This is a genomic window from Flavobacterium foetidum (genome assembly GCF_004634245.1).
GTDB classification, from domain to species: Bacteria; Bacteroidota; Bacteroidia; order Flavobacteriales; family Flavobacteriaceae; genus Flavobacterium; species Flavobacterium foetidum.
The window spans coordinates 1-26243 of the sequence record NZ_SJTF01000021.1; the positions used below are offsets into that span (position 1 = coordinate 1).

Sequence of the window (26243 nt, forward strand, 5' to 3'; positions counted from 1 at the left end):
AGATATTGTAGGGCCGGATTTTAATCCGGTTAAATAAATATCCGCACAGACAAGAGATCCGTAGGATCGGCTCATATTTTTTTTGAATTTAAAAGATGATTCGTTCCTACGGAACTTTATATGCATGTATTTATCATCAACGGATTAAAATCCGTTGCTACAATATTTGTTCGTTCCTACGGAACTTTCTATAAATGTCGTTATTATCAACGGATTAAAATCCATTGCTACAATATTTGTTCGTTCCTCCGGAACTTTTATTTGATTTATTGTACGGCTGATTTTAATTCGTTTCTATTTAAAAAAACCACGTTGCCACAAAAATTGCCGTAATCACACAAATAACATCTACCAAAAGCATTGTGCCTAAAGCATAACGGGTATTTTTAATATTAACCGAACCGAAATAAACTGCAATTACATAAAAAGTGCTTTCGGCACTGCATTGGAAAATGCTGCTCAATCGTGCTGTTAGGGAATCAGCACCAAAAGTACTCATCGAGTCTATTAGAAAACCTCTAGAACCTGCAGAACTAAAAGGACGCAGCATGGCTACCGGAAGCGCATTTGTAATTTCTTGGCTAACGCCTATATTTAAAAATAAGAATCCGATTCCGTCGCTGATGATTTCGAAAAGTCCACTGTTTCTAAAGAGTGAAATGGCAACCAACATTCCCAATACATATGGAAAAATGGTAACTCCGGTTTTTACGCCGTTATTGGCTCCAACAACAAAAGTTTCATAAACAGTCGTATTGGCTTCGCTGAATTTTTTTTCATGAATGAAAGAGAAAATCAACGTAAAAGCAATAATAGCAATCAGGATTAAAGCAGATAAATTAGAAGTAAAAAGGTTTTTTCCAATCAAATCCAAATGGTTTACATACATCAATAAGGCAATGATGGCGGCAATAAGCATCATTAAGGCGATGACCAATGAGGCGCTTTTGAAATTGATTTTTTGTCTAATCCCTACAATCAAAAACGCAGCAATCGTTCCGATAAACGAGGTAATAATGCAAGGAAGCATTACATCAGCAGGATTGCTGGCGCCTGCAGCAGCGCGATAACCGATAATTGAAGTAGCAATCAACGTTAAACCTGAGGCATGAAGACACATAAACATAATCTGAGCGTCGCTGGCTTTGTCTTTGTCAGGATTGATTTCCTGAAGGCTTTCCATCGCTTTTAATCCAAATGGAGTTGCAGCTGAATCAAGTCCCAAGAAATTGGCGGCAAAATTAAGCGTCATATACGAAATCGAAGGGTGGTTTTTGGGAATACTCGGAAAAACTTTCACAAAAACCGGACTCAAAACTTTAGCCAATTTTCCAGAAGCTCCAGAAATAATCAATAGCTCCATTAATCCACAGAAAAAGGCTAAATAGGCAATAAGAGGCAGAATCAAGTCTATTAGAGTGGTCTTGCATGTCGGCAACAAACCATCAGATTTCTGAACACCGCTGAAAATTTTTACCGTTTTATTGCTATAAACATAAGTTGTATCAGGATTAAGCGTATCACGGTCAACAATCATAACCTGTTTTGGCGCTTTTTTTATACTATCTCTGATAAAAGCAGGAAGCTCTTCGGCATATCTTTCAGCAATTAATATCGGATCATCTTTTTTTCCGTTCAAGACATGATCAATTGTATAACTATTTCCTGTAAAAAGGCTTATTACCACAAAAACAATTGAAGAAATAAAAATCGCTAGCCAAAATCTGCTTAACACCATAACTGTAATTTTTTGTAAATGTAATTATTTACTAATAATATGCATAAACAAATTATTTAATGAGCTGCAAATTTGATTGTTTGGGTTTGAATAACTAATTGAGTGAATTTTGTACGTATTTCGCTCTGCTGGAGCTTTTTTAAGATAGCCGTTAATTCTCTACAAATTATATCGCTCTTCCAGAGCTGTTTTACGTTGTAGATTGCAATAAATACAAAATTTATAATAGCTCTGGAAGAGCGATATATTTATAGACTTACGGAGATGCAAAAAAAACTAAGCTCCAGCGGAGCGAAATAAATCAGTCAATCACAATTTTGGTTTCTAGATAATTCTCAAACGATTTGATTCCGCTAAACAGATTCTCTTTTTTGTCTACATCTTTGGGATTTAAAAACTCCGTTTCGATTTTAACATAGTCCTTTTTCGGAGTTCTTTTCCATGTTCCAATCACTTTCCCGTTTTCTAAAATTACGGGTTTAAAAATACCGTTTTTGGTAAAAACTTTGGATTGATGTTCTAATGAAATGGAAGATTCACGATTTTTATACGAAATCAGAAATTCATCAAAAGCGGGAAGAAAATGTACGCTTTCGGCGAAATTATTCAAACCAGAATGATTTTTTCCGAACCAATATTCCTGATTATCAACGGTTATATTGTTTAATTGCAACTTAATTGCGTTTATAGCCGATTTGCAATTTGTAACAGAAAATCCAGACCAGTGCGAAAAATCGGCTACAGTTGCTGGGCCGTGACTTTCAAAATAACGCTGTGCAAGATTGGCGAGAGCTTCTTCTTTGGTGAATTTATTTTTTGGTTTTGAAACCCGTTCCTCGAGCAAGGCATAGGTGATTTGTTTGCCCTTCATTTTTCCGTTACAGACCAGGCCTTCTAATTCTGCATTCATCATAACGATAACCGGAGATAAATCGCCTGCACTTTTTTGGATATTAAGTTCCTGCATGATTTCTTCTCGAGTTAGATGCTGGTTGCCGCTTAGAAGTTTTTCAATAGCCGAATTGATTTGATCTAGTTTTTTGTCATCATAACCGTGTTGCGTGGCAAGAGAAGCAAAAAGACGTTTTACCTGAGGTCCCGAGAGATCAAGCATCCAGTAAATATCTTCGGCCGCTACCAAATGCCAAGTCGGACGCAAAATATGGGTTCGGATAATTTTTGCAGAATTTATAGCTTCTTCAATTTCTCTTTCTGATGCTTCGCAACGCGAGCCAACCGCCCATTTTGACATTGCATAATCTTGAGCCTGCATTGCACCAAAATGCTTTACAATTTCCTCTGGTGGGCATTGGCTTGTTTTATAAAGCTTTTGAGAAACTAAACGGCGATGTGCAATTTCTTGATGTGTCATCTTTGCTATTTTTTCGAACCATATAAGTTAATATAAGTTCATTTTACGTTGTAGCTCTATTACTTTGCTTCGAGAAAATTGAGCTCATATAAGTCAATAAATCTTCAATCATGAATTTAAAAAGCTCAGCACCTTAGTACCTTAGCATCTTAGCAACTTAAAAAAAAAGCTATACATGAATAATCTCATCCTCGATCAGCAATTCTTCTCGGCGTAATCGTAAAAAAATCTGTGCTACGGCAATGGTATCTTTTTCGCAATACGTGATGATTCGGTCAATATCTTTTTCGACATAAAAAACATGAGCTACCTGACTGCCGTCGATATCGCCTTTTGGCGATGGAATCCCAAGAATCTTGGTCAATAGTTTTAAAGAAGTGAAATGTTTGTAATCACCAAACTTCCATAATTCTAAAGTATCCAAATGTGGAATTTCCCAAGGTTTTTTGCCGAATAAGTTCAGTTTGTCAGGAATTGGCATTTGGTTGATAATCATTCGTCTGGCTATAAACGGAATATCGAACTCTTTTGAATTGTGTCCGCATAACAAATGCTGCGGCTGATTAAAATGGTTATTGATCAAATTAGAAAAGTCTTTTAAGATTTTCTTTTCTTCACCAAAAAATGAAGTTACCCTAAAATTTCGAACATCTCCTTTGATTGTAAAGTATCCTACAGAAATACAGATTATTTTCCCGAATTCGGCCCAAATCCCTGCCCGTTCGTAAAACTCTTCGGGAGAGAATTCGTCTTTTCGCTGGTATTGTGTTTTAAGATCCCAAAGCGACTGCATTTCCGCATCAAGCATATTGAAGTTTTCTTCTTCTGGAACAGTTTCAATATCTAGAAATAAAATGTTGTTGAGGTTTATCTTTTCAATCATAATTTTTACTTGGGTTTGCCACGAATTACACGAATTTTTATTCCATATAAAATTACACTAATTTCAATTCTTATATCTATCATAACAAAAAAATGAACGAATTACTGTGATTAAAAACATATCATTTTTTTATTGATAGGATTCGATAAAAGAAAATTAGGGATAATTTGTGTAATTCTTGGCCGAAAAATTAAAACAAACTTTGCTGAGCTGATGGGCTTTCGTGTTCCAACAGCCATTTCTTGCGAGACAAGCCACCGGCGTATCCTGTTAGAGATCCGTTTGTGCCAATAACACGATGGCATGGAACCACAATCCAGAGCGGATTTTTGCCATTTGCCGAAGCAACTGCCCGAATGGCTTTTACATCTCCGAGCTTTTTGGTCTGCTCCATATAACTTACAGTTTTTCCGTATGGGATTTCCAATAAAGATTTCCAGACTTTTTGTTGGAATTCGGTGCCTTGCGGATTTAGTTTTAAATCGAAATCGGTTCTTTTACCGTCAAAATATTCGGTTAATTGTTGAACGGCATTTTGTAAAACTTGTGGAATATCTGGAGAAACTTCATTTGTACCAACATCTGAAACAGAAATTACGGCTATACCATTTTCATCTCCCATAATTTTGGTGATTCCTAAAGGAGAGTTGATGTAAACTGTTTCCATAATTCTTTTTTTACCGCAGAGACGCAAAGTTTAGTGCAAAGTTCGCAAAGTTTTTTTTACACCATGTAAGTTATATAAGTAATTTAAGTTTTATTGTTTTACTGCCACAAAGTTTACATGATTGTAATCCCGAGCGGAGTAGAAGGCTTGTGAAAACGAAACGGGGCTTCGACTTCGCTCAGCCTGACTCTCTAATAATTTTCTAAGTTAAACGTATAATCTAAAACATTCTCAATTTTTTCACTTGAAATAGTTTTTTTGATATTTGATTTTTGAGTACTGAATTTTGGTAAAACCAAGTTTCTTTCTGTTGCTTTTTGCGTGTAATATTCTTCCCTTGTTGGATGAAAAGGTGCGACAGCATTAAAAACTTCATTCCATTTGGACTGATTAATGATTTCTTCAATTATGTTGATGCAATCTTTTTGATGAATTAAATTCACCGGAGCATCTGGATTTTCCAAGTTTTCTTTTCCAGCTAAAAATTTTACAGGATGACGGTCTTCACCTATTAATCCGCCGAAACGTAGAATTGTGGTTTTGAAGTTTTTGTTTTGAAGTAAAGCTTCTGCTAAAAGCAATTGTCTGCCACTTTCTGTTTCGGGATTTGGGACAGTTTCTTCTGTAACCAATTTATTGTCATCACCGTAAACAGAAGTAGAACTGATAAAAAGAACTTCTTCAACAGCTGATTTTTCTATAAACGGAATCAGATTTTTGATTTTCTCCACAAAAATTTTCTTTTCGCTATCAGAATTTTCAGTTCGCAATTTAGGGGGAATGTCAATAATTACTATTTTGCTTTCGGCCAAAAAATCATCGATATTACCAGCAATACCATCACTCTCAACATTAATCAAAAACGGATTTATTCCTGCTTTTTCTAATATTAAAAGTTTGTTTTCAGAAGTTGTGGATCCTTTAACCGAATTTCCACGAGCGATTAAACTTTTTGCCAGCGGTAATCCGAGCCAGCCACATCCTAACAGGCTTATTTTGGTCATTTTTTGTGAGGTATAAAGATTAAAAGATGCAAAGTTCCAGAGGTTTTTGTTTCACGCAGATTTAAATGATTTTAGCAGATTGGGTCCGACATGCATAATTAAATATAGTCTGCAGCATCTTCTGAAAATTTTATGATATTGCATTAAATGCTTGCTAAAAAAATAAAAGCAACCTTTAAAGATTTAAAGCCTGCTTTTATTATTTCTAAAATTTATTTTTTATTCAGGTTTTACAACGGGTTGTATTAAACTGTCTTTAGCAATTATAGTACTATCTTTTGCCGTGACAGGCTCAATAGTTTTTACTGGTGCGACATATCTTTTTATTTTCTGCTGTACAAGTACCGCATCATTAAGTACAAAAGGCGTAGGCATCATCCAGTCGAGTCTTGGTTTTACATTAAGCAACGGATTGGTCATTAAATCAAATGAACTTTCGATGAGATCCATATCAAAAATAGATGATTTGTTGATGTAAAATTCCATCTCAAGAGGTTCGTTTGCCGTTACATAGTAGCAAAGGATTTTGCTGTCTTCGCGTTCTAGGCGATTCCCTTTTTGACCAAAAGTTGAAACTCCGTTTGCCTTGAAATTGTAAAAGGTCATTTTTGGATTGGCATAAATATCATATCGATTTACCTTTCTGTTCGGACTGATTTTAATTTTCAAGTATCTGTTGTTACCAATCACACTGTCTTTTATAAATGTAATGGTAGGTTTTGGAACATCAACAGTAGGCGCAATCGAGCTGTAAGTAAATTTGGAATTATACTTACTGGCAATCGGCAATCCGTTCAAACCAACTGCTTTTTGGTTCTTTTCTCCTAAATAAGCTTTTGTCCATTCGTCTAAATTGGTGTCGTATGTTGTCCAGACAGCCGAATTGGTATTGGCGTTGTAAACATATAAAAGGCTGTTCGATTTCGCTTTTCCAAACTCATAACCTGAGTGGTAGCCCGCATAAATGAAAAAACCGATTGAACTCAGGAAAAAAACAATTATCCAAGCTCCTTTTTTCGCGAAAGCGCCAAATATAGGCAGTAATAACCCGAAAAGTAAAACGGTCAATATCGCACTTCCAAAAAGAATCTTAAGGCCAAGTCCGATTGGAAACATCACAATAAACGGAGCGATAATGGCTAGAGCTGGAATACTGAAGAGTAAATTTAATCCTAGACTATAATGCTGCGTAAATACAAATATGGCGAAAAGAAGGATTCCGAAATATACAGGAATTATTAAAAATCCTGCTCCAGTCAAGCTGTTTGCCAAAAATCCATTGATGATAATCCAGAGAAGCAAAGGCGCCACAAAATGATTCATGGTAATTTTGGCTTCAGAAAAATGATGGTAAAAAGCAAAACAGATTGCGATGCTTAAAGTCACAAATGCACCAATGTAGGCATGACCATTGTAGGTAAATCCGTTTAAGAAATCGGAATATTGCGGATATATCTCAAGCATTATCTTCCATCCTAAAAATGTTACCAAACCAGAGATGATTAACGAACCTAGAAGCGGTACAAATCCTCTGAAGATTTCGCGAATTGAGATGATTCTTTTCGCTTTTCCGATAAAAAGCAAAAGAATCAGAACGACAAATGCAATTAAAGTCATGGGCATTACCCACGAAAAAGGGTAGGTAATGAAAACAAACGGTGCATTGAAATAGACATTATCTTCTGTAGAAACCGTTTTGGTTAAATCTACATTAGAGAAATATTTTAACAAAGGCATTAAGTAAGTGCCCTGATGCGCCAAAGTGGTCAGATTTAAATGACTGGCATCGTCTTGTTGCGTATGATAATTATAATGACCGTCTATGAAAGCAAAATTAAAGCCCTGAATATTGCCTTGCTCTCTAAAAACAGTCAAATCGGTATCGTTGGGAAGCATTTTGTAAATGCTGTACATTAATGAATTGGAAACCGGGTGAGAAGCTTTCGCATTTTTAAATTCCTTAATTAATGCTTGATTGCCATCATTGGTTTCCATCAGCATATAACTTGGTCCAGAGCTTCCTCTTGCTTCAAAGTTTAAAACCAAACCAACGTCTTTTGCCCATGGGTGCTGATTTACAAATAATGCAGCTCCATTAAGTCCCAACTCTTCGGCATCCGAAAAAAGAATGATAATATCATTTTTCTGTGGATGTTTGGAATATAAAAAAGCTCGAATTCCTTCTAATATGGTTGCTACACCCGAAGCGTCGTCGCTTGCTCCTTTAGAAAAAGAATGCGGCGCACTGTCATAATGAGAAAGAAGCAACAAGGCTTTTGAATTATTGGTTCCTTTTATTCTGGCCAGAATGTTTTTAGATTTTACCAAAAGACCTTTGTCGTTGAGTGTAAACCCTTCTTGAACACTCGTTTCTAAGCCAATTCTGTTGAGTTCGAGTTTTAGGTAATTTGCAACCAATTCATGATTTGTCGACCCCACGTAATGCGGTTTCTGTGCAATAATTTCTACTTGGTTCATCGCTCGTTCGGTCGAGAATTCCGCTAGAGCTTCATCATCTTTTGAAATTCCTTGCGGCATCATTGTTGCGTAGATAACAGCGAGAATAATTAAAATACCAATTAGGGCTAGAATTGAGGTCTGGTTTTTTCTCATGATGAATTAGTTACTAAATTTCTTTTTTAACGAGCATAAAATAATCATTGTCCAGAGAACGATAGCCCTGGTCGTACAAAAAATAATATGTATTTCCTGTTTTGGTTTGCAAAATGTTGGTAAAATATTCAAAATCAAAACCTTTTGACAGCAATTTGTCACGAGTAGTCTTTGATTTACCATCTGTATTTAACTCAGCCAAAATACGATAATTTTTGCGTAACTTGTTGTTTACATTACGCATGAAATTGGTACTATCTTTATTTATTTTATTGTTGTAAGCATTACGGCAATTATCGGAGCAGAATTTCTTGTCTTCTCGGCCTACGATTTTTTCAGAACATTCAAGGCATGTTTTCATGTATTCATTTTTTGAATTTGATATAAATCGGTTCTTCGGTCTTTTAAGATTCGTACGCTTCCATGCTCATGAAGTTGTTTGAGCAGGTTTAGGTCTACGTCTACAATGAGTGTCATTTCAGTATTTGGTGTGGCCTCTGCCTTAATTCCATTACTCGGAAAAGCAAAATCAGAGGGCGTAAAAACAGATGCCTGTGCGTACTGTATATCCATGTTATTTACTTTCGGAAGATTTCCAACACAGCCAGCAATTGCAACATAACATTCGTTTTCTATGGCGCGTGCCTGTGAGCAGTGTTTTACTCGTGTATAACCGTTTTGAGTATCGGTTAAAAAAGGCACAAATAAGATATTCATCCCTTCATCGGCTAATAATCTGGAAAGTTCCGGGAACTCGACATCATAACAAATCAAAATTCCGATTTTGCCACAGTCGGTATCAAAAGTTTTAAACTGCGAACCGCCTTTCATTCCCCAATGCACTACTTCGTTTGGCGTAATATGGATTTTGGTGTACATTTCTGAGGTTCCGTCACGTTTGCACAAAAAGCCTACATTGTAGAGATTACCGCCTTCGAGATAAGGCATGCTTCCGGTAATGATGTTGATATTGTATGAAATGGCAAATTCCTGAAAGCGTTTTCGAATGGGTTCAGAATGGCGAGCCAGTTCGCGAATAGCTTCTGCCTCCGAAAGATGATTGTAATCTGCCATAAGAGGTGCAATGAAAAGTTCTGGGAAAAGAGCAAAATCGCTTCCGTAGCCCGAAACGACATCAATAAAAAACTCGGCTTGTTCGAATAAGGCTTCAACATTGTTAAGCTGGCGCATCTGCCATTGGATTAATCCTAAGCGAATAATATTTTTCTGGGTATTAATGAGTTTCGGACTTTCATCATAATAAATATTATTCCATTCCAATAAAACCGCAAATTCTTTAGACTCTTCGTCTCCTTCAAGATAGTTTTTCATGATCTTCAAAACGTGAAAATCATTACTGAGCTGAAACGAAAGTACTGGATCGTACAATTCTTTGCTTTTTACTTTTTCGATATAAGCTTTTGGAGACATTTTAGACGAATATTGTCTGTAACTCGGAATTCTTCCTGCAAAAACGATGGCTTTTAGGTTCAGTCTTTCGCAAAGTTCTTTTCTGGCATCATACAAACGCCTTCCTAGACGAAGTCCCCTATAATTTGGGTGAATAAAGACATCGATTCCGTATAAAATTTCAGCATTTTTATTATGGGTAGAAAAGGTGTAGTTGCCGCTAATTTGCTGGTAATTGTGTTTTTTGTCTACTAATTTTTCATCTACAATCAGCGAAAGCGCCGACCCGACCACTTTCCCGTCAACTAAAATAACAAGCTGTCCTTCTGGAAAAATAGACAACAGTCTTTCAATATCTTCCGACTGCCAATACGAATCTGCCATTTCGGGATACGACTGAATCATTGATTTTTTTAATTGTTTGTAGTCTTCTATTTCTAAATTTCGTAGTTCTACTTTATTGATTTTCTTCTGCATATAATTTAAGCTCTTATGAATTTGAGTTCGAACTGAATCCGAACCGCAAAAACGAATTGATTATTAATTTATGGGAATTAGTTGTGGTATTTTATTTCCCCTTCTCTATAAATAAAATAGAAAAGCAGTATGGCATTGAGTAAGCAAAGAACCATGCCGTACCTTATTTGTGTTAAGCCTGGCAACGATAACCAAAGAGCAAGAAAAGAGATTATGATGACGAATAAATTTATGAAACTAAAAAATAACAGTTTGTAATGCCTGCGAAAAACACAGACTGCAATTGTAATATTTAGAAACATAACGACAGTAAATCCTGAAAATGCTGGTTCAAAAGACATTGCGAGCTCATAACCGCTGATCGAAAAATCCTTCTTTGTTTTCTGAAAAACAATCTCTTTTTCTTTTTCTGTTTTAGCTTTTGAGTAGGTTTTTATAAATCCTGATCCCCTTTTTATATTTTCATCTGAACACATTTGAAAAAAAGGCATAAAGAAAATCAGCAGACTCATAGTTGCTAGAAATCGAATGATTGATTTTCTCTTAATTCTTAATTTCATTAGTGTTCAAGACAGATTACTCTCAAATATAATAAAAAAATATCCATTTACAAACGCTTACAAACAGTTACAGTCGAAAGTAAACAGTTACTAACCGACTATATCTGGGAAAGCGCCGCATCTTTGCAATGTTGAATTTGAAAGACGAATTCATTATTATAAACATTAAATCAATATACGCCATGAATGCAATGAAAAACAGAGTACAGTTAATTGGGAATGTAGGTAATGATCCTGAAATTAAAACATTAGAAAGCGGTAAAAAACTAGCACATTTAACAATCGCCACACACGATGTTTACAAAAATGAAAAAGGAGATAAGGTAGAACAAACCGAATGGCATCGTGTAACGGCTTGGGGAAAAACAGCCGAAATTATCGAAAAGTTTGTCACAAAAGGAAAAGAAGTTGTCATTGACGGGAAGTTAACTCATAGAACTTATGATGACAAAAACGGTGAGAAAAAATATATTACAGAAGTCGTTGTAAATGAGATTTTATTGCTGTAAATAATTAATGATTAAACGCCACGAAAAACAAAATAAACCCGAGAGGCTTCAAAACCTCTCGGGTTTATTTTTTATGAGAAAATAGATTTAAAGAATTGAAACTCCATTACTATCTGTTGTCAATACTTCGCTCATATAATCAAAAAAAGGCCTCATGTTTTTGAAAGCATCTAAAGCCAGTTCCAAAAATTGTGGACTTAATACTTCTTGATCAGTAAAACGCTTTATCACCAAAAATTGTTTGAAACGAAGTAAATCAATGGCAGGATGATCTGCATCAAAGCCTTTTGGTTTTGTTTTGAGCTGTTCACCTTGTAGCGTTCCAAAGTTGCTGATAAAAGATTCTGAATTCAGTATTTCCTGAAAAGTCTCTGGATCTTGGGCAAATTCTGATCGAATTCGTTTTAAATCTGTGGCATTTGGCCCCCAGAAACCTCCAGCAAAAAAGCTGTTTCCTTTTTCGAGATGAAAATAGTAACCGCCTCGTCTCGCAGCTGTCGCACGAGTATAACTTCCTCCCCAATAATGCTTAAAAGGAGTTTCGTCTTTAGAAAAACGAATATCACGGTAAATTCTGTAAACGCTCTTTTTGCCTGAAGTGTTTTCTAAAACATCGGTTTTAGAAAGTTCTTTTAGTAAAGCATCCGCAAAGTTCTGAATATGCTCTAACTCGGTTAAATATTCAGATTTATGTTCATCAAACCAAGGTTTGTTATTGTTTTCTTTAAGCTGGACCAGAAAATCAAGGCTTGATTTTGGTATAGTAATGTGATTTTCCATAGTTAAGTTGAAATCAGAAAAATGAAATTTATTGGTATCAAAAATAGTTTAAAACGATAGACTTCAATACATTTTGCTTTCAGGTTCTAACAAAGTTTTCTAACCACAAATTACGCAAATTACCACAAATTTCAAGAAATTGGTTAGACTTTGACAAAGATTTGCTAAAGCAAAAAAGTTGGGTAGAATTAATTTGCGAAAATTTACTTTGTCAGTTCGCTGTCGCTCGGGTGTGCAATTTGTGGTTATAATTAAGTTTAGCAACCTTGCTGAATTTTAGTCTGCGAACAAAACTTCGACTTTTAGCACATAAGTGGTTTACCAAAAAAATAAAAACCCATCAGATATTCCGATGGGTTTTTGTATATATTGTTAAGCAGTTTTTTTGAATAAATCAAACATAGGACAGCGAGAACAACGCTTTTTTTCGCTTTTCTTGTATTTCTCGCAACAAGAAGATTTACAATTTTCTATCTTCTTAATCTTATCAAGGATATCTTTATTCTTCTTTTTCTTTTTATCCTTTTTTTTGTCCTTGTCTTTTTCTTTCTTGCTCACTTTCCTCTGAATTATAAAAACAGAGACAAATATAAGCGAAAAAAGTAATTTTTAAATATTCTAAATAAACTTTAACTTTTTTATTTTGGATTGATAGCGATTGAGCTCGTAACTGTTAATTGCTGTATATCACGGTCAAACAAATAAAGTCCGCCTTTATCATCTCCGATCAAGTTGATTTTATCTAAAATAGATTTTGCAGTAGCTTCTTCTTCGATTTGTTCAGAAACGTACCATTGTAAGAAATTGTGTGTAGCATAATCCTTCTCTTCAAAAGTGATATGCACCAATTCGTTGATGGATTTTGAAACAAAAAGTTCGTGATTGTACAGCTCCTCAAACATTTCCTTAAAAGTAGAATAGCTTGTTTTTGGTGCTTTCAAATCTGTTATCTGAGCGTGTCCGCCACGTTCGTTTACATATTTAACCAATTTAAGCATGTGGGCACGCTCTTCATCAGACTGTGTGTACATAAATTGAGCGATGCCTTCAAGCCCGTGTACTTCTGCCCAACAAGCCATAGAAAGATAGGTTTGTGAAGATTCTGCCTCTATGCGGATTTGCTTGTTTAAAGCCGATTCAATATTTTTTGATAGCATAATAGGATTCTTTTTTTTGTAAAATTACTAAAAATAATTCATTTCGTTTTTGGGAAACCGCCCAAACAGTACACTTTTGAATGGATTATCAAAAAAATTAATTGGATTTAATGTTTCCAAAAGAGAATGGTTTCGAGAATATCGACTTATTCATAATAGGGTTGCCCATATTTTCGTTTATAAAACCATCTGTGAATTTTCGTATAACAAGCTGTTTTAAAGCCGGATCATAATAAAATAAAACCTGAAAGTCATCCAATTTTAAGGCATCATACCAAACGATGTTTTTGTTGAGGCTTAAAAAATAGAACAAATTATCTATTGCCATCGGTTCGATATTTTTATCTTTTACAAAATCTAAATTTTTATCGAGCGCTGCATCAAAATAAACCACTTTGCTCAATAGGTAAGATGTAGGTTCGTAAAAATTATCAAAATCTGCCGGATTTCCATAAAAGTCATACTCGGCATATTCGCCAAGACCTCCAATAGTGATAAAACTGGTCTCCTTGTTTTTTAGAACAGAAACTCCGGTATTTAAGCCAGATAAATTTCTAAGAAACTTTGAAGTGGTTTTTAACTTCTGTGGTTTGCTGATGCTGGTTTGAACCAAGAAAGGCGATGTTTTCGGTATGCTGTCATTTTTTGAATAAGCAAAGCTTTTTAGGCTAGCTCCCGAATCAAAATCTTTTACATCTAGTAAAAGTTCGTCTTTATTTGCCACAATTTGAAACAACTGTTTATCGGTGTAAAATGAATTGGCAGACTGTGCAGCGTTTTTTGGCACTGGCTGATTAAAGAATTTTTCTTTGATTAGTAATGTTTCAATATTAATATCGAAAACTTGAGTCTTTTTCAGATTATAGTCAAATGTCAAAATTATATGGTCGTCTTCAATATAAATTTTGTTGGGTGATGCCGCATTATCAATCGGATTAAATGTATATTTTTCCATTTTCTTAACAAAATTGCGTAACATATAATTGAAGGTAAAGCTTCTGCCGGATGCATTTTGAAATAGGAAAGAAGAAAAATCTAACATTTTTATTTCACAGGTTCCATTTTCGAATTTGTAAAGAAGAAGATGCTGCTCTTTGTCTTCCTTTCCCAAAACATAAAAAACATTATCTTTTTGAAAAGTCGTTATGACATACCCAAGATTTTCGGGAAAATTGAAATACAGCGATTTTGATGTTTGGCTAGTAAGATTGTATTTGATTAATTGCACATTGCGAAATGTACTTGAAAACCAATATAGTATTGGGTTTTTGTCTTCTCCAAGACTATAGCCAAGCAAGACCCTGTTGGCGGCGGTTTTTATAGAATCCTTAAACTGACTTTTAAGAAACAGTGACTTATTGTATTTAAGAATACTTAAATCTTTATTGTCTGATGCAAAAACATAAATGTCGTCGCTTTTGGCATCCTTAATGCTTAAAACTTGCCCTTTTTCTGTCCGTGCTTGGAAATCTAGGGGCAATGAATTTAATATTGTCTGACTGAACAATAGTGGCCTTGAGGCTAATAGACAGAGTAGGAGTAGTTTTTTCATAAGTTTTTACGGTCAAGAACCATTCCAAATTTAGTAAATTTTACTGCTCTTGAAAAGGTGGATATGGAAAAGCCTTGCAAACTCAATAAAAAAGCCCGAAAGAAATTTTCTTTCGGGCCAAAACTTACTTATTTATGAGAATAGAAAGCTTATCTAACTTTAAAAGTAACTCTTCTAGCTAATCTTCTAGCTTCTTCAGGGTCTTTTTGAATTGTCGTATCTGCACCGCCAGCAATTACATTTAATCTTGAAGATGCAATTCCTGCTTTCTCAAGAATCGTTTTTACAGAATTTGCTCTTGCCTTAGACAATTTAGTATTGTAATCTGAGCTTCCTACCTGATCCGCATAACCGATAATGTCTATTGATGCTGATGGGTTTTTTCTCAAATAGGTTAAAATCACATCGATGGCTGCAGTCGAATTTTCGATAGGAGTCGATTTGTTGAAATTGAAATAAACACTGTAATAGTTAGAGTCGATCATTTCTTTCACAAGATCTTTGTCGTTTACTACGGTGTTATTGATTGGTTTTTCTATGACCACCTGTTTCTCTGGAACTTTTTTGATTTGCTCTTCAAGTGCTGCAACTTTATTTTCTAATGCTGCTACAGCCGCATCGTCAGAAACCACAGTCCAGTCGGCGTGTTTCTCGTTTTTGCCTAGGTAAACATTCAAACCAACAGTTCCGTTAAACAAAAGTCCGCTAAAACCTCTAGAATTTGTTTTGCTGAAACCATCAAAAGTATGATCTTGATAAGCATTTACTATTGTAGAGACATCAGCAGTCAACGCAACACGGTTCGATAATCTAATTTGGCCAGTAACACCAGCTATTAAATTGCCAACATAGTCTTTTACTTTTAGATCTTTATTGTCAAGTCTTCCAACTCCAAATCCTGCGTGTGTTAATAAACCAAAAGTATTTGTCCAGGTTTCAAAATTCATGATTCGTCCTAAATTGGCCACTCCCTGAAAATCTGCTCGGTAGTATTTAGAGTCAAAATCATTAGAGTTTCCTTCGTTTGTGATGCTGTTGTATCCAAAGTCAGCTTTTACACCAAATTTATTGTTGAGCATGTAACGTACGCCTAAATCTGCAGTAATAGGACTTGGTGTTGCAGTGTAATAACCTCCCGTCATCGGACGTTGCGGTTTATTTACTCCTCCAGCGAATTCTACAGACCATTTATTATAATGATCTGAATGGTTGTTCTCATTTTTTTCTTGGGCATGTAAATTTGTTAAAGCAAGCAGAGACGCTAGAATAACGACATTTTTTTTCATTTTAGTTGAGATTTTTAAATTTTGCCCAAACTAAGATGTTTTTAGAGGAATATACTTTCTTTAAAAGTTTTAAATATGATAGAATAAGGTAAGTTTAAGCATTCATCAATTCCTGAAAATAGTCAACAAACTGCCCCAGATGCAAACCATCCATCAATCCATGATGAACGTAGACCGTCATTGAAATTGTCCTTTTTCCGGTTTCAGAAACCATCATTTTGCCGAAAGAAACTTTAGGACAGCTGTCTGGATATGTAAAACTTCGTGCATGGGTAAGCGATGTAAAATTCAACCACGGAATTGCCGAGAAATGAATCAAATTATCATCATTAAATTCTCTAGTAAAAAGCCCGGTTGTGTTTTGAATTCGTTCGATTTCTGCTAATGCATTTTTTTCGAAGAGGTTATAATCTGGATTGTATTCGATTAATGAAAATCCGAAAGTGCCGTCTTCACGGCCAATAGTAGCCGATGCATCAACGCGTTCGTTTATGAAAATCTTGTCTTCAGAAATTCGATATTTAAAATTTTCAACTGCATTTACAGCAGCAAGTGTTTTATGTAAATAGAAAATGAAGAAAGATGTGTTTAGTTCTTTGGCAGTTTGGTAAGCTTTTGTGCAATCGATTTCTACAGTAGCGCCAAAAAATGGTTCTTCCATTTTGCTGAAATGTGCAAAATGTTCTTTTCTATTCCAGTTTTCTAAGTCTAAAAGTGTTTTCATTATACTAAATTGTGGACTACTTCTGTAATCTTTTCAAATGAGCTAAAATGTTCGTGCTCGACTTTATGATTTATTTTTTCGTGTTCCCAAGTTGTGTGAAACGGAATATGAACGGCATAACCGCCGATTCCTAAAACAGGAAGCACATCCGATTTTAATGAATTTCCAATCATTAGGAATTCGCTTGGCTTTATTTCCAGACGCCCTAATAGTTTTTCATAATCAATTTCCTGTTTGTCTGACATTACTTCGATGTGATGAAAATAATGTCCTAAACCAGAACGATGCAGTTTGCTGTGTTGATCCTTTAAATCGCCTTTTGTTGCTACGACTAATTTGTATTTTCCGTGAAGGGCTTGTAATGTTTCTTCGATTCCGTCCAAAAGTTCGATGGGCTTTTCCAAAAGTTCTTTTCCGTATTGAATGATTTTTTCAATGACTTCAACTGGAATAGTATTGTTTGAAATGTTCATGGCAGCTTCAATCATCGAAAGGATGTAACCTTTGATTCCGTAGCCGTACAAAGGCAGATTGGCAATTTCAATCTTGAATAATTCCTGCGAAATGCCTTGATGCGAAAGATAATCTTCCATCAAGGCACAGAATTTATGTTCGGTTTCCTGAAAATAAGGTTCGTTTACAAACAAAGTGTCATCGGCATCAAATGCGATTACTTTTAGATTTGGAATTTTAGTTTTATGTAACATAAGTTTTTTGTTTCAAGTGTTTTTTGTTTCAGGTTTCAAGTTTCAGCCACGAATTAGAATTAATTTTTGGCAATCCCTATACTATTAAAATGATTTTTAATTTGTTTAATCTGCCAAATCTAGGCGAGACTTTTTTAGCCACAAATTTCACAAATTAACACAAATTTTTCTTTGATAGCTTTCTGTTAAGTTAAAAATAGAGCTGCCGAATCTGCTAAATCTGCGGGAGATATTTTTTCACCACAAATTTCACGAATTCTCGCTAATTTTATTTTGACAGCTTTCTTTTAAAATAAAAAACAATCTTTCAAATCTGCGGGATAGTTTTTGCCACAGATTATGAAAATTAAAATGATTTTTTTTAATAAATCTGCTTAAATCTGTCTAATCTGCGTGAAAATATTTTGCCTCGAATTACACGAATTTTTTTGTCACAAATTATTAAGATTTAAAAGAATATCTGCTTAATCTGCCAAATCTGCGAGAGATATTTTTTTGCCACCAATTTCACGGATTACACTAATTTTTTTGCCACAGATTATGGATATTAAAATGTTTTTTTTAATAAATCTGCTTAAATCTGCTGAATCTGCGTGAAAATATTTTGCCACGAATTACACGAATTTTTTTGTCAGAGATTATTAAGATTAAAAAAAATATCTGTTTAATCTGCCAAATCTGCGAGAGACTTTTTTGCCACTAATTTCACGGATTACACTAATTTTTTTGCCAAATCTGCTGAATCTGCGTGAAACCTTTTTAATCTTAATCCTTAGAAAAAAGCCTTTTCAAAGAAATCGTTTTATCGTAAAAAGTAATTCGGATTCCGAAAAGCAATATGATTCCGCCGAAAACCATCTGTAAAGTTATTTTTTCTTCCAAAAACAACCAAGCCAAAATGGAAGTAATTACCGCCTGACTTAACAAACTCAATGAAACTCTTGTTGCGCGCATGTGTTGCGTTGCATAACTAATCGATAGCCACGCACACAATTGACAGATTACAGCTTGTAAAACCAAAACAAACCAGCCTGCATTTGAAAAACCGGTAAAAGGTTCGTTTAACGAATAGCATAAAATTCCTAAGTAAATGCTTGAAGCCGTTAAACTAATGGTCATAAATGATAAAACATCAACTTCTGAAAGTACATTTTTGCTGACCAAAAGATAAATCGAATATAAGATTCCGGATAAAACGGCGAACAAAAATGCTTGGTCAAAATTCAAATCAATAAAAAATTCAAAACCGACTAAAGTTACCATTCCGAATAAAGCAACGATGGTTCCAATCCAGAAATTTGTAGCGGGCTTTGCTTTCAGAAAAAAGAAAGAACCAACGCCAACCCAAACTGGAGATAAATTGGTTAGCAAAGAAGCCTGAGTCGCACTTGATTCCTGAATGGCAATATTCCAAACCGCAACATCAGATGAAAATAGAATACCGCAAAGTATTGCTAGAAAAATAAATTTTAATGTTGGCAGTTTAAAGTTTTTGGTCAATAGTACATAAGGCAAAAGTAAAGTCACCGCAAAAAACATTCGATAAAAAGCCGAAATTAAGCCCGGAGTCAAACGTAATTTAACTAATATCGGAAAAATCGAGATGCAAAGGATACCGCAGATTAGGGCTAATCTTGGTTTAGTGAGTTTCATTAGATGTATTTATTCTTAGATATTTTTTTCAAAGATAGTTTAGAAAGTAAGTATCATGAAAGGAAAAAGCACGAATCGATTAAAAATTTAATCGGTTCATGCTTTTTTATTTTAAAAAGAAGAGCTTCTTTATTCTTTAGTTTCTTCAACCTGAATCGTTGGTGGAACTTCTGGTGTACTTGAATCTTCACCTTTTAGATAACTCGGCAGATTTAATCCGGCCATATTGAATAAATCATTTAATGGCGGAACCGTTTTCATCATTCCAGAAACAAAATTGGCTGTAGAACCATTTTCGCCCTGACCATTTCCAGAATCCCAAACGGTAATTTTGTCAATCTTGATATTTTTAACAGCTTCAACTTGAGTTTTAACCAATTCTGGAAGTTTTTCCAATAATAAAAGCTGGAATGCTTTGCTTGGATCTCCGCCTGCAGCCGCTACTACATCTTTGTAACCTTCTGCTTGTTTGGTTAAGATTTCAAATAAACCTTTTGCTTCTGCTTCCATCTTAGCGAAAATAGCATCAGCTTCTCCTTTTGCATTTTCTCTAATAGTTTCTGCAGCAGCCTGTGCTTCGATAATGGCTCTTTGTTTGGCAATTTCCGCAGGAACTACAATGTTGGCAATTTGTGTAGAACGTTCTCTTTCAGAACGAGCCAACTCGGCTTTTTGCTCTGCAAGATAAGATTCTTCCAATGCTTTTGCCTGTTGTACTTTTTCGGCAGCAATTGCGATACGTAACGATTCTGCTTCTTTTTCTCTTCGAATCGCTTCAGAATTCGCAATGGCAATTTTAGCCTCGTTTTCTCCCTGAATCGCAATCGCGTTAGCTTCAGAAGTTTTTACCCTTGTATCTCTTTCAGCTTCAGCTTTACCAATCGTTTCGTCTTTGGCGGCTGTTGCAATACTAATTTCACGGTCTTTTTGAGTAATCGCAATTTTTACGTCACGATCTCTATGTGTTTCTGCGATTTGAGTGTCTTTTTCTCTATCAGCAAGAGCTTTACCAGTTTCCCCGATTTTTTCTTGTTCTGCAACGCTGATTTTAGCTTCGTTGATGGCTTTTGCAGCAGCTTCTTTTCCTAAAGCTTCGATATAACCAGATTCATCACGAATATCGGTAACGTTTACGTTGATTAATTTTAAACCGATTTTCTTCAATTCACTGTCCACGTTTTTAGAAATGTTGTCCAGGAATTTATCACGGTCAGAGTTAATTTCTTCAATAGTCATGGTTGCGATAACCAAACGCAACTGACCAAACAAAATATCTTTTGCAAGCTCTTGAACTTGTTCTGATGATAAACCTAATAATCTTTCAGCAGCTGTATTCATACTGTCCGATTCTGTAGAAATGGCTATGGTGAATCGGCAAGGAACATCGACTCTAATGTTCTGACGGCTTAATGCATTGGTCAGATTGGCTTCGATAGAAAGCGGTTTTAAATCTAGAAAAGAGTAATCCTGAATTACCGGCCAGATAAAAGCACCTCCACCGTGTACACAACGTGCTGAGGTTCCTCCAGTGCGCCCGTAGATTACTAAAATTTTATCTGAAGGACAGCGCTTGTACCTCGAGATTAATGCTGAAATGGTTACGAATAGAACGATTGCCGCAACTGCAATCAAAATAATTGGGTTGATCATTATAGTTGTATTATAGGGTTTCGACGATTAAAAGGTTGTTGTTTTCTATTCTAACAACTTTCACTGAACTTCCTGACGGAATTCTGTCCTGTTCGGTCATGGCTTCCAGTTCATGAAATGCACCGTTTACGCTTATCATGATTTTGCCTTTTCCAGTTTTCTTTTCGGGAATAGTCAGATAAACTTCGGCAGTTTTATTTAGCGTATTGGTTATTTTAAAAGAATTGTCTTCGGCTAGTTTTTGTACTTGTTTGATTACGAAGAAAAACAAAAGCACAAACAAAACTCCAACAACAAACGAAGTAATGATAAGAAACACAGGTTTTTCGCCGAAAGTAGCATAAAAAGAAATTCCGGTCCAGCTGAAACCCAGCAAAAAGTTGATTAAGTTTCTTAAAGAAAAAAGCTGAAAATCGCCGTCGTGAACATCTGCATTAAAATCGGTATCGAAGCCGTCTGCGACATCCAGACCCGAAAAGGTAATAACGGTTTGAATAAGAAAAATTAAACTTGTTGGAATCGCGATGTACCAAAAAGATTTAAGCAACGTAGGTAGACTGTCTAATAGCTCCATGATTTTCAGTTTTTCTAATAACTTTTGGCGCTAATATCTCATTTTTTTTGTAAGAAAACTAGTTTTAAAGGAAAATGTACTTTATAGTATTTGTAAAAAACAAAAGCGCAAATTCATACTTGATTTTGCGCTTTTGTTTTTAATTTTGAATTATGTCTTTTTGAAAGTTTATTTTTTTAGAATAATCTTTTTTGTCGTTGATTTTCCGTTTAATGTGAAGGTTAACAAATAGACGCCATTTTGAAACTCAGAAATATCTGCGTTATTAACTTCCTTAAAGTTTTTTAGCATTTTTCCATTTATATCAAACAGTACGGCTTTATCAACTTTTTCCTCAAAGTTAATTATACCTTTTGACGGATTTGGATAAATAAATAAATTAGAATTGATTGCTGTAAAATCATCTGTTCCTAAAGTATAGCTCATATTTAATTTCATTACAAACACAGTATTCGTTGAAGACATATTTCCAGAAGAAATAAAAATACTGTTAGAATTATCACTTGTAACCCTTTCGATTTTAGTTATATCCTCTGCAATATCAATGGTAGCAATTCCATTATTTCCAAAAGAGGAATCAAATTGTCCATTTTGATCTAGTTTAGCTATTCTGAGATTAAAAGAAAGATCAACACCCAGTACATATGTAAACCCCCCTAATGAAACTGTTTTTGTAGGAGGGAAACCAAAATCAGCTTCTCTGTAAGTATATTTTGCAAGAGATGTACCACTAGCATCAAACTTTTTTATATGATATCTAGCATCGGATGTTGAAGAGTAGTAATTTTCAAGAACAATAAAAATCTGATTCATCTCGTCGTATACAATAGATATCATTTCTTGACTGCCTATTTTTTGGTTATCATCTTGATAAACAAGTTTCAGGCTTGATCCGTCTGCATTAAGAAAGTGGTATAAATTTCTTGTGGTAGTATTATCAGAATATGTTCCGCCAAATAAAAAATTCCCTGATTGAGTTTTACAGTAACTCTGGAAGTCACTTGATAAGCCAAGATAATTATTATGTAATGTAGCAGTTTTAGATCCATTTGATGTTAGGCTTTTGATAGAAACTTTGTTGCCAGATTTTGTTGAGAAAATAAAACTTCCGTCTGAAATCTGATCAATAAAGCCCGGATTATCGCTTACACCATCTTTTGGTGATACAACTATTCCAGAGTCGCCAAAATTTAAATCTGCTAGTCCATTGTTCTTTACTTTTATGATTTTGTATTCAAAATCACCAGTATATTCCCTTCCAATAATCAACATTTCTGTATTATTGTTTATGGCTGTTGCGCTGTTTTTACTATAAAAAGTGGGAGTACCACTCTCTATTCCATCACCTGAAAAACTGGTGTCTAAAAGCCCGTTGCTTAATAATTGTACAGTTTTATAACCATCATTGTTAGTCAAGTTCAAATTATTGCCCGTAATTCTAATTTTTGATTGCGAAAAAATATCAATCGACAGAACTTTAGGCATTGTTGTTGGAATAAAAAGATACCCTTTATTTCCAAAAGAAGTACTCATTAGATAATTGTGATTTTGAGCATCTAGATTATTAAGGAATATTATAAATAGTAAAATTGTAAAAAAGTAATTTTTCTTCATAAATTATTAAATTTAAATTTGTGCGAATATACTTGTTTAACAATGAATTACAAACTTTAATTCTTCTTTTTTTTAAAAAATAAGAGAGTTAAATAAAAAAGCGTGAAATCAAATATGAATTCACGCTTTTAGTTCATTAAATAAAAAAAAATTACTGCAGGCAGGCTTTCCGAATTTGTTTATCCGAAAACGGTTCGAGTGCTTTGGCGAGCATTTCACTGATTTTGATGCATTCCATCATTTTTGATCTTAGCTCTTTATCATCTCCCAATTCTGTTTCAACAATTCGCTTGAAAATTTCAGACAGATAATTGGGCTGTTCTCTAAAATCTCCCTCAAACCATAAGTGTTAGAAATTTTTCCATTGATGGCATTACATAGTGGTTTGTCGGTTTTTGATTTTCTTTAATCATTCTCTTAAAGTTTTAATTAAAAATCCTTAAGGGTATTTTTTGCAGAACAAACTTATAAAAATGATTTTGAAAGAAACAACAAAAAGTAAGAATTTTATTTTGTTTTTTTATTCCTGCAAGGTTTTCAAAACCTTGTAGGTATGGCGATTTATTCAAACCTACAAGGTTTTGAAAACCTTGCAGGACAACCAAAATAAACTTAAAAGAGATAAAAAAAAAAGATGTGCAATAACACATCTTTTAAAATCTTTAGTTCACCGTAGCCCCATTCGGCGCATCAGCATCTGGATTTACAAAAACTAGTTTTCCTTCTGCGTTTGTTGTCATCAAGATCATTCCTTGACTTTCAACACCGCGTAAAGCTCTTGGAGCAAGATTTGCTAATACAGAAACACGTTTTCCGATGATTTCTTCTGGCGAAAAACTTTCAGCAATTCCCGAAACAATCGTACGAACATCAATTCCGGTATCTACTTTAAGAACTAAAAGTTTGTTTGCTTTTGGCATTTTTTCAGCTTCCAAAATAGTTCCGATACGAATATCCATTTTAGCAAAATCTTCAAACTGAATTAAATCTTTTTGAGGTTCTGCTTGTTTGTTTTCGGCAAGATTAGCTGTTTTTGTTGCTTCCAATTTATCTATTTGTTTTTGTATTTCTTCGTCTTCAATTTTAGCGAAAAGCAATTCTGCTTCGCCAATTTTATGTCCTGCCGGAAGTAAATCTGAAGTTTCAGAAATATCATTCCAATCTAAAGTTTTATCAAGGAAAATATCTTTTGCATCGCGATTTTTCTCTTTCAGGAATTTGCTGAAACCTGCAAAATGTTCTTTAAGATTTCCTAACTTCAATATTTTAGAAAGTTTCGCAGCAGTGAAAGGTAAAAATGGTTCAGCCAAAACGCTCAACGCAGCAGCAATTTGCAGTGCTACATACATCTGCGTTTTTACACGCTCCGGATTGTCTTTCATCACTTTCCAAGGCTCTTCGTCTGCCAGGTATTTATTTCCTAAACGAGCCACATTCATTAATTCGCCCAAAGCTTCACGGAATCTGTAGCGCTCCACAGAACTTGAAATTACCGCTGGATAGGCTTTTAATTCTGCTAAAGTTTGTTCGTCAACTTCTGTAAATTCGTTTGGAGCTGGAATAACGCCATCGTAATATTTGTTGGTTAAAACCACCACACGATTCACAAAGTTTCCGAAAACGGCAACCAATTCGTTATTATTTCTCGCTTGAAAATCTTTCCAAGTAAAATCGTTATCTTTTGTTTCAGGAGCGTTAGATGTCAATGCATAACGTAAAACATCTTGCTTGTCTGGAAATTCTTCTAAATATTCGTGCAACCAAACCGCCCAGTTTTTAGAAGTAGAAAGTTTGTTGCCTTCCAAATTCAAGAACTCATTTGCCGGAACGTTATCTGGTAAAATGTAGCTTCCTTCAGCTTTTAGCATCGCCGGGAAAATGATACAGTGGAAAACAATATTGTCTTTTCCGATAAAGTGAACTAATTTGGTGTCTTGATCTTTCCAGTACGGTTCCCAGTCTTTTCCTTCGCGTGCCGCCCATTCTTTCGTAGAAGAAATATATCCGATAGGCGCATCAAACCAAACGTAAAGTTTTTTGCCTTCAGCACCTTCAACTGGAACATCAATTCCCCAGTCCAAATCACGTGTTACCGCACGAGGTTCTAAACCTGCATCAATCCAAGATTTTACTTGTCCGTAAACGTTGGTTTTCCAGTCGTTTTTATGACCTTCTAAAATCCATTCGCGTAAAAATGCATCGTAACGATCCAAAGGTAAAAACCAGTGTTTCGTTGATTTTAAAACCGGAGTTTCGCCAGTAATGGTCGATTTCGGATTGATCAAATCAGTTGCGTTCAAAGTAGAGCCGCAATTTTCACATTGATCGCCGTATGCTCCGTCATTCCCGCATCTTGGGCAAGTTCCAACTACAAAACGATCTGCTAAAAACTGATTGGCTTTTGCATCGTACAATTGTTCTGTAACTTCTTCAATAAAATCGCCTTTATCATACAAAGTCCTAAAGAATTCAGAAGCCGTTTCATGATGAATTTTAGCCGAAGTTCTAGAATAATTGTTGAATGAAATTCCGAAATCAGCAAACGATTTACGAATGATTCCATCATATTTATCAATAACTTCCTGCGGTGTAATTCCTTCTTTTTTGGCTTTCATAGAAATTGCAACACCATGTTCATCGCTTCCGCAAATAAATGCAACGTCTTTTCCCTGCAATCTTAAATATCGAGAATATATATCTGCAGGCACGTAAACCCCTGCCAAATGCCCAATATGTATTGGTCCATTGGTGTAAGGTAATGCCGCTGTGATTGTATATCTCTTCGGATCTTGTATCATAATTCAATTTTATTGAGTGCAAAAATAAGCAATAGAATTGAGATTTTAATGTTACACCGAGATTCGCTGAGTTTTTACTAGAGATTCGTTAAGATTTTTGCCGCGAAGTCACTAAGACACAAAATTTTTTTTTGCCACAGATTAAAAGGATTAAAAAAGATTTTTAATTATGAATTGCCTCCAGCTTTAGCTGTTGGTTCTATAATGTAATCGTGTAGGGCTTTAGCCAAATAGACACAAAGTTATTCGTCTAGCTGGTCATTTCGACGTAAGGAGACTCGAGCGATAGCGAATAGGCGAAGCAAATCTTCGCAAGTAGCTCAACGAAGATTGGCCAAAACATGTTATGACAAAATGTTTTTCACGCAGATTTAAATAGATTTAAGCAGATATTAATGGATTTATTTTATTGAATCTGCCTTAATCTGCAAAATCTGCGTGAAACAAAAATCTTTTTTAATCCTTTTAATCGGTGGCTAATTTATCTTATGGTCTTTTTGACTATATTTGAAAAA

At 35.0% G+C, this 26243-nt stretch carries 21 protein-coding genes; 1 reads left to right on the plus strand and 20 read right to left on the minus strand.

The annotated features are described in order from the left end of the window. Positions 1-298: 298 nt before the first annotated feature. The 8 genes from E0W73_RS20210 to E0W73_RS20245 all read right to left on the minus strand — a co-directional run bounded on the left by E0W73_RS20210 (position 299) and on the right by E0W73_RS20245 (position 10164). A complete protein-coding gene (locus tag E0W73_RS20210) occupies positions 299-1738 on the minus strand; it encodes a nucleoside recognition domain-containing protein (protein WP_135223858.1) in 1440 nt (479 codons plus the stop codon). 301 nt (positions 1739-2039) lie between these two features. Further along, positions 2040-3110 (minus strand): winged helix DNA-binding domain-containing protein, encoded by a 1071-nt coding sequence (locus E0W73_RS20215; protein WP_135223859.1) that lies wholly within the window; start codon positions 3108-3110, stop codon positions 2040-2042. Positions 3111-3279: 169 nt separating this feature from the next. Further along, positions 3280-3993 (minus strand): 3'-5' exonuclease, encoded by a 714-nt coding sequence (locus E0W73_RS20220; protein WP_135223860.1) that lies wholly within the window; start codon positions 3991-3993, stop codon positions 3280-3282. A 190-nt stretch (positions 3994-4183) separates the two neighbouring features. Further along, the gene (locus E0W73_RS20225) at positions 4184-4660 is read right to left on the minus strand and encodes a methylated-DNA--[protein]-cysteine S-methyltransferase (RefSeq protein WP_135223861.1); all 477 of its coding nucleotides are present in this window, start codon (positions 4658-4660) and stop codon (positions 4184-4186) included. Positions 4661-4851: 191 nt separating this feature from the next. Beyond that, entirely contained in the window at positions 4852-5664 is an 813-nt protein-coding gene (locus E0W73_RS20230) for an NAD(P)H-binding protein (RefSeq protein WP_135223862.1), read from the minus strand. 219 nt (positions 5665-5883) lie between these two features. Beyond that, a complete protein-coding gene (locus E0W73_RS20235) occupies positions 5884-8277 on the minus strand; it encodes a M28 family peptidase (protein WP_135223863.1) in 2394 nt (797 codons plus the stop codon). A gap of 13 nt (positions 8278-8290) precedes the next feature. Then, entirely contained in the window at positions 8291-8638 is a 348-nt protein-coding gene (locus tag E0W73_RS20240) for a hypothetical protein (RefSeq protein WP_135223864.1), read from the minus strand. Beyond that, a complete protein-coding gene (locus E0W73_RS20245; RefSeq protein WP_135223865.1) occupies positions 8635-10164 on the minus strand; it encodes a bifunctional GNAT family N-acetyltransferase/carbon-nitrogen hydrolase family protein in 1530 nt (509 codons plus the stop codon). Before E0W73_RS20245 ends, E0W73_RS20240 begins: the two co-directional genes overlap by 4 nt. 742 nt (positions 10165-10906) lie before the next feature. Between E0W73_RS20245 and E0W73_RS20250 the strand changes: the two genes are divergently transcribed. Next, a complete protein-coding gene (locus tag E0W73_RS20250) occupies positions 10907-11233 on the plus strand; it encodes a single-stranded DNA-binding protein (RefSeq protein WP_135223866.1) in 327 nt (108 codons plus the stop codon). Positions 11234-11320: 87 nt separating this feature from the next. Here E0W73_RS20250 and E0W73_RS20255 read toward each other — a convergent pair whose 3' ends face one another. From E0W73_RS20255 to metG, 12 genes are all read right to left on the minus strand, one after another. Continuing rightward, positions 11321-12013: a DUF2461 domain-containing protein gene (locus tag E0W73_RS20255; RefSeq protein WP_135223867.1), complete on the minus strand. Its 693-nt coding sequence runs from the start codon at positions 12011-12013 to the stop codon at positions 11321-11323. 372 nt (positions 12014-12385) lie between these two features. After that, a complete protein-coding gene (locus E0W73_RS20260; protein WP_029271150.1) occupies positions 12386-12571 on the minus strand; it encodes a hypothetical protein in 186 nt (61 codons plus the stop codon). A gap of 80 nt (positions 12572-12651) precedes the next feature. Beyond that, positions 12652-13170: a ferritin gene (locus E0W73_RS20265; RefSeq protein WP_135223868.1), complete on the minus strand. Its 519-nt coding sequence runs from the start codon at positions 13168-13170 to the stop codon at positions 12652-12654. A 97-nt stretch (positions 13171-13267) separates the two neighbouring features. Then, positions 13268-14722: a hypothetical protein gene (locus E0W73_RS20270; RefSeq protein ID WP_135223869.1), complete on the minus strand. Its 1455-nt coding sequence runs from the start codon at positions 14720-14722 to the stop codon at positions 13268-13270. Between the two features lie 149 nt (positions 14723-14871). Next, the gene (locus E0W73_RS20275; RefSeq protein ID WP_135223870.1) at positions 14872-16008 is read right to left on the minus strand and encodes an OmpA family protein; all 1137 of its coding nucleotides are present in this window, start codon (positions 16006-16008) and stop codon (positions 14872-14874) included. A 94-nt stretch (positions 16009-16102) separates the two neighbouring features. Beyond that, on the minus strand, positions 16103-16732 hold the full coding sequence (locus tag E0W73_RS20280; protein ID WP_135223871.1) for a chloramphenicol acetyltransferase: 630 nt from the start codon (positions 16730-16732) through the stop codon (positions 16103-16105). Further along, positions 16732-17439 carry an HAD family hydrolase gene (locus E0W73_RS20285; RefSeq protein WP_135223872.1) on the minus strand — a complete coding sequence of 236 codons (708 nt, stop codon included), beginning with the start codon at positions 17437-17439 and terminating at the stop codon, positions 16732-16734. The genes E0W73_RS20280 and E0W73_RS20285 overlap by 1 nt, the downstream gene beginning before the upstream one ends. 765 nt (positions 17440-18204) lie before the next feature. Then, positions 18205-19092 carry a DMT family transporter gene (locus E0W73_RS20290; protein WP_135223873.1) on the minus strand — a complete coding sequence of 296 codons (888 nt, stop codon included), beginning with the start codon at positions 19090-19092 and terminating at the stop codon, positions 18205-18207. Positions 19093-19221: 129 nt separating this feature from the next. Continuing rightward, on the minus strand, positions 19222-20742 hold the full coding sequence (locus E0W73_RS20295; protein WP_135223874.1) for a flotillin family protein: 1521 nt from the start codon (positions 20740-20742) through the stop codon (positions 19222-19224). A gap of 10 nt (positions 20743-20752) precedes the next feature. Further along, positions 20753-21316, minus strand: a complete 564-nt coding sequence (locus E0W73_RS20300) for an NfeD family protein (protein WP_208730554.1) — start codon at positions 21314-21316, stop codon at positions 20753-20755. A gap of 168 nt (positions 21317-21484) precedes the next feature. Then, positions 21485-22849 carry a T9SS type A sorting domain-containing protein gene (locus E0W73_RS20305; protein WP_162847738.1) on the minus strand — a complete coding sequence of 455 codons (1365 nt, stop codon included), beginning with the start codon at positions 22847-22849 and terminating at the stop codon, positions 21485-21487. A 743-nt stretch (positions 22850-23592) separates the two neighbouring features. After that, a complete protein-coding gene (gene metG, locus E0W73_RS20315; protein WP_135223877.1) occupies positions 23593-25728 on the minus strand; it encodes a methionine--tRNA ligase in 2136 nt (711 codons plus the stop codon). Positions 25729-26243 lie beyond the last annotated feature (515 nt).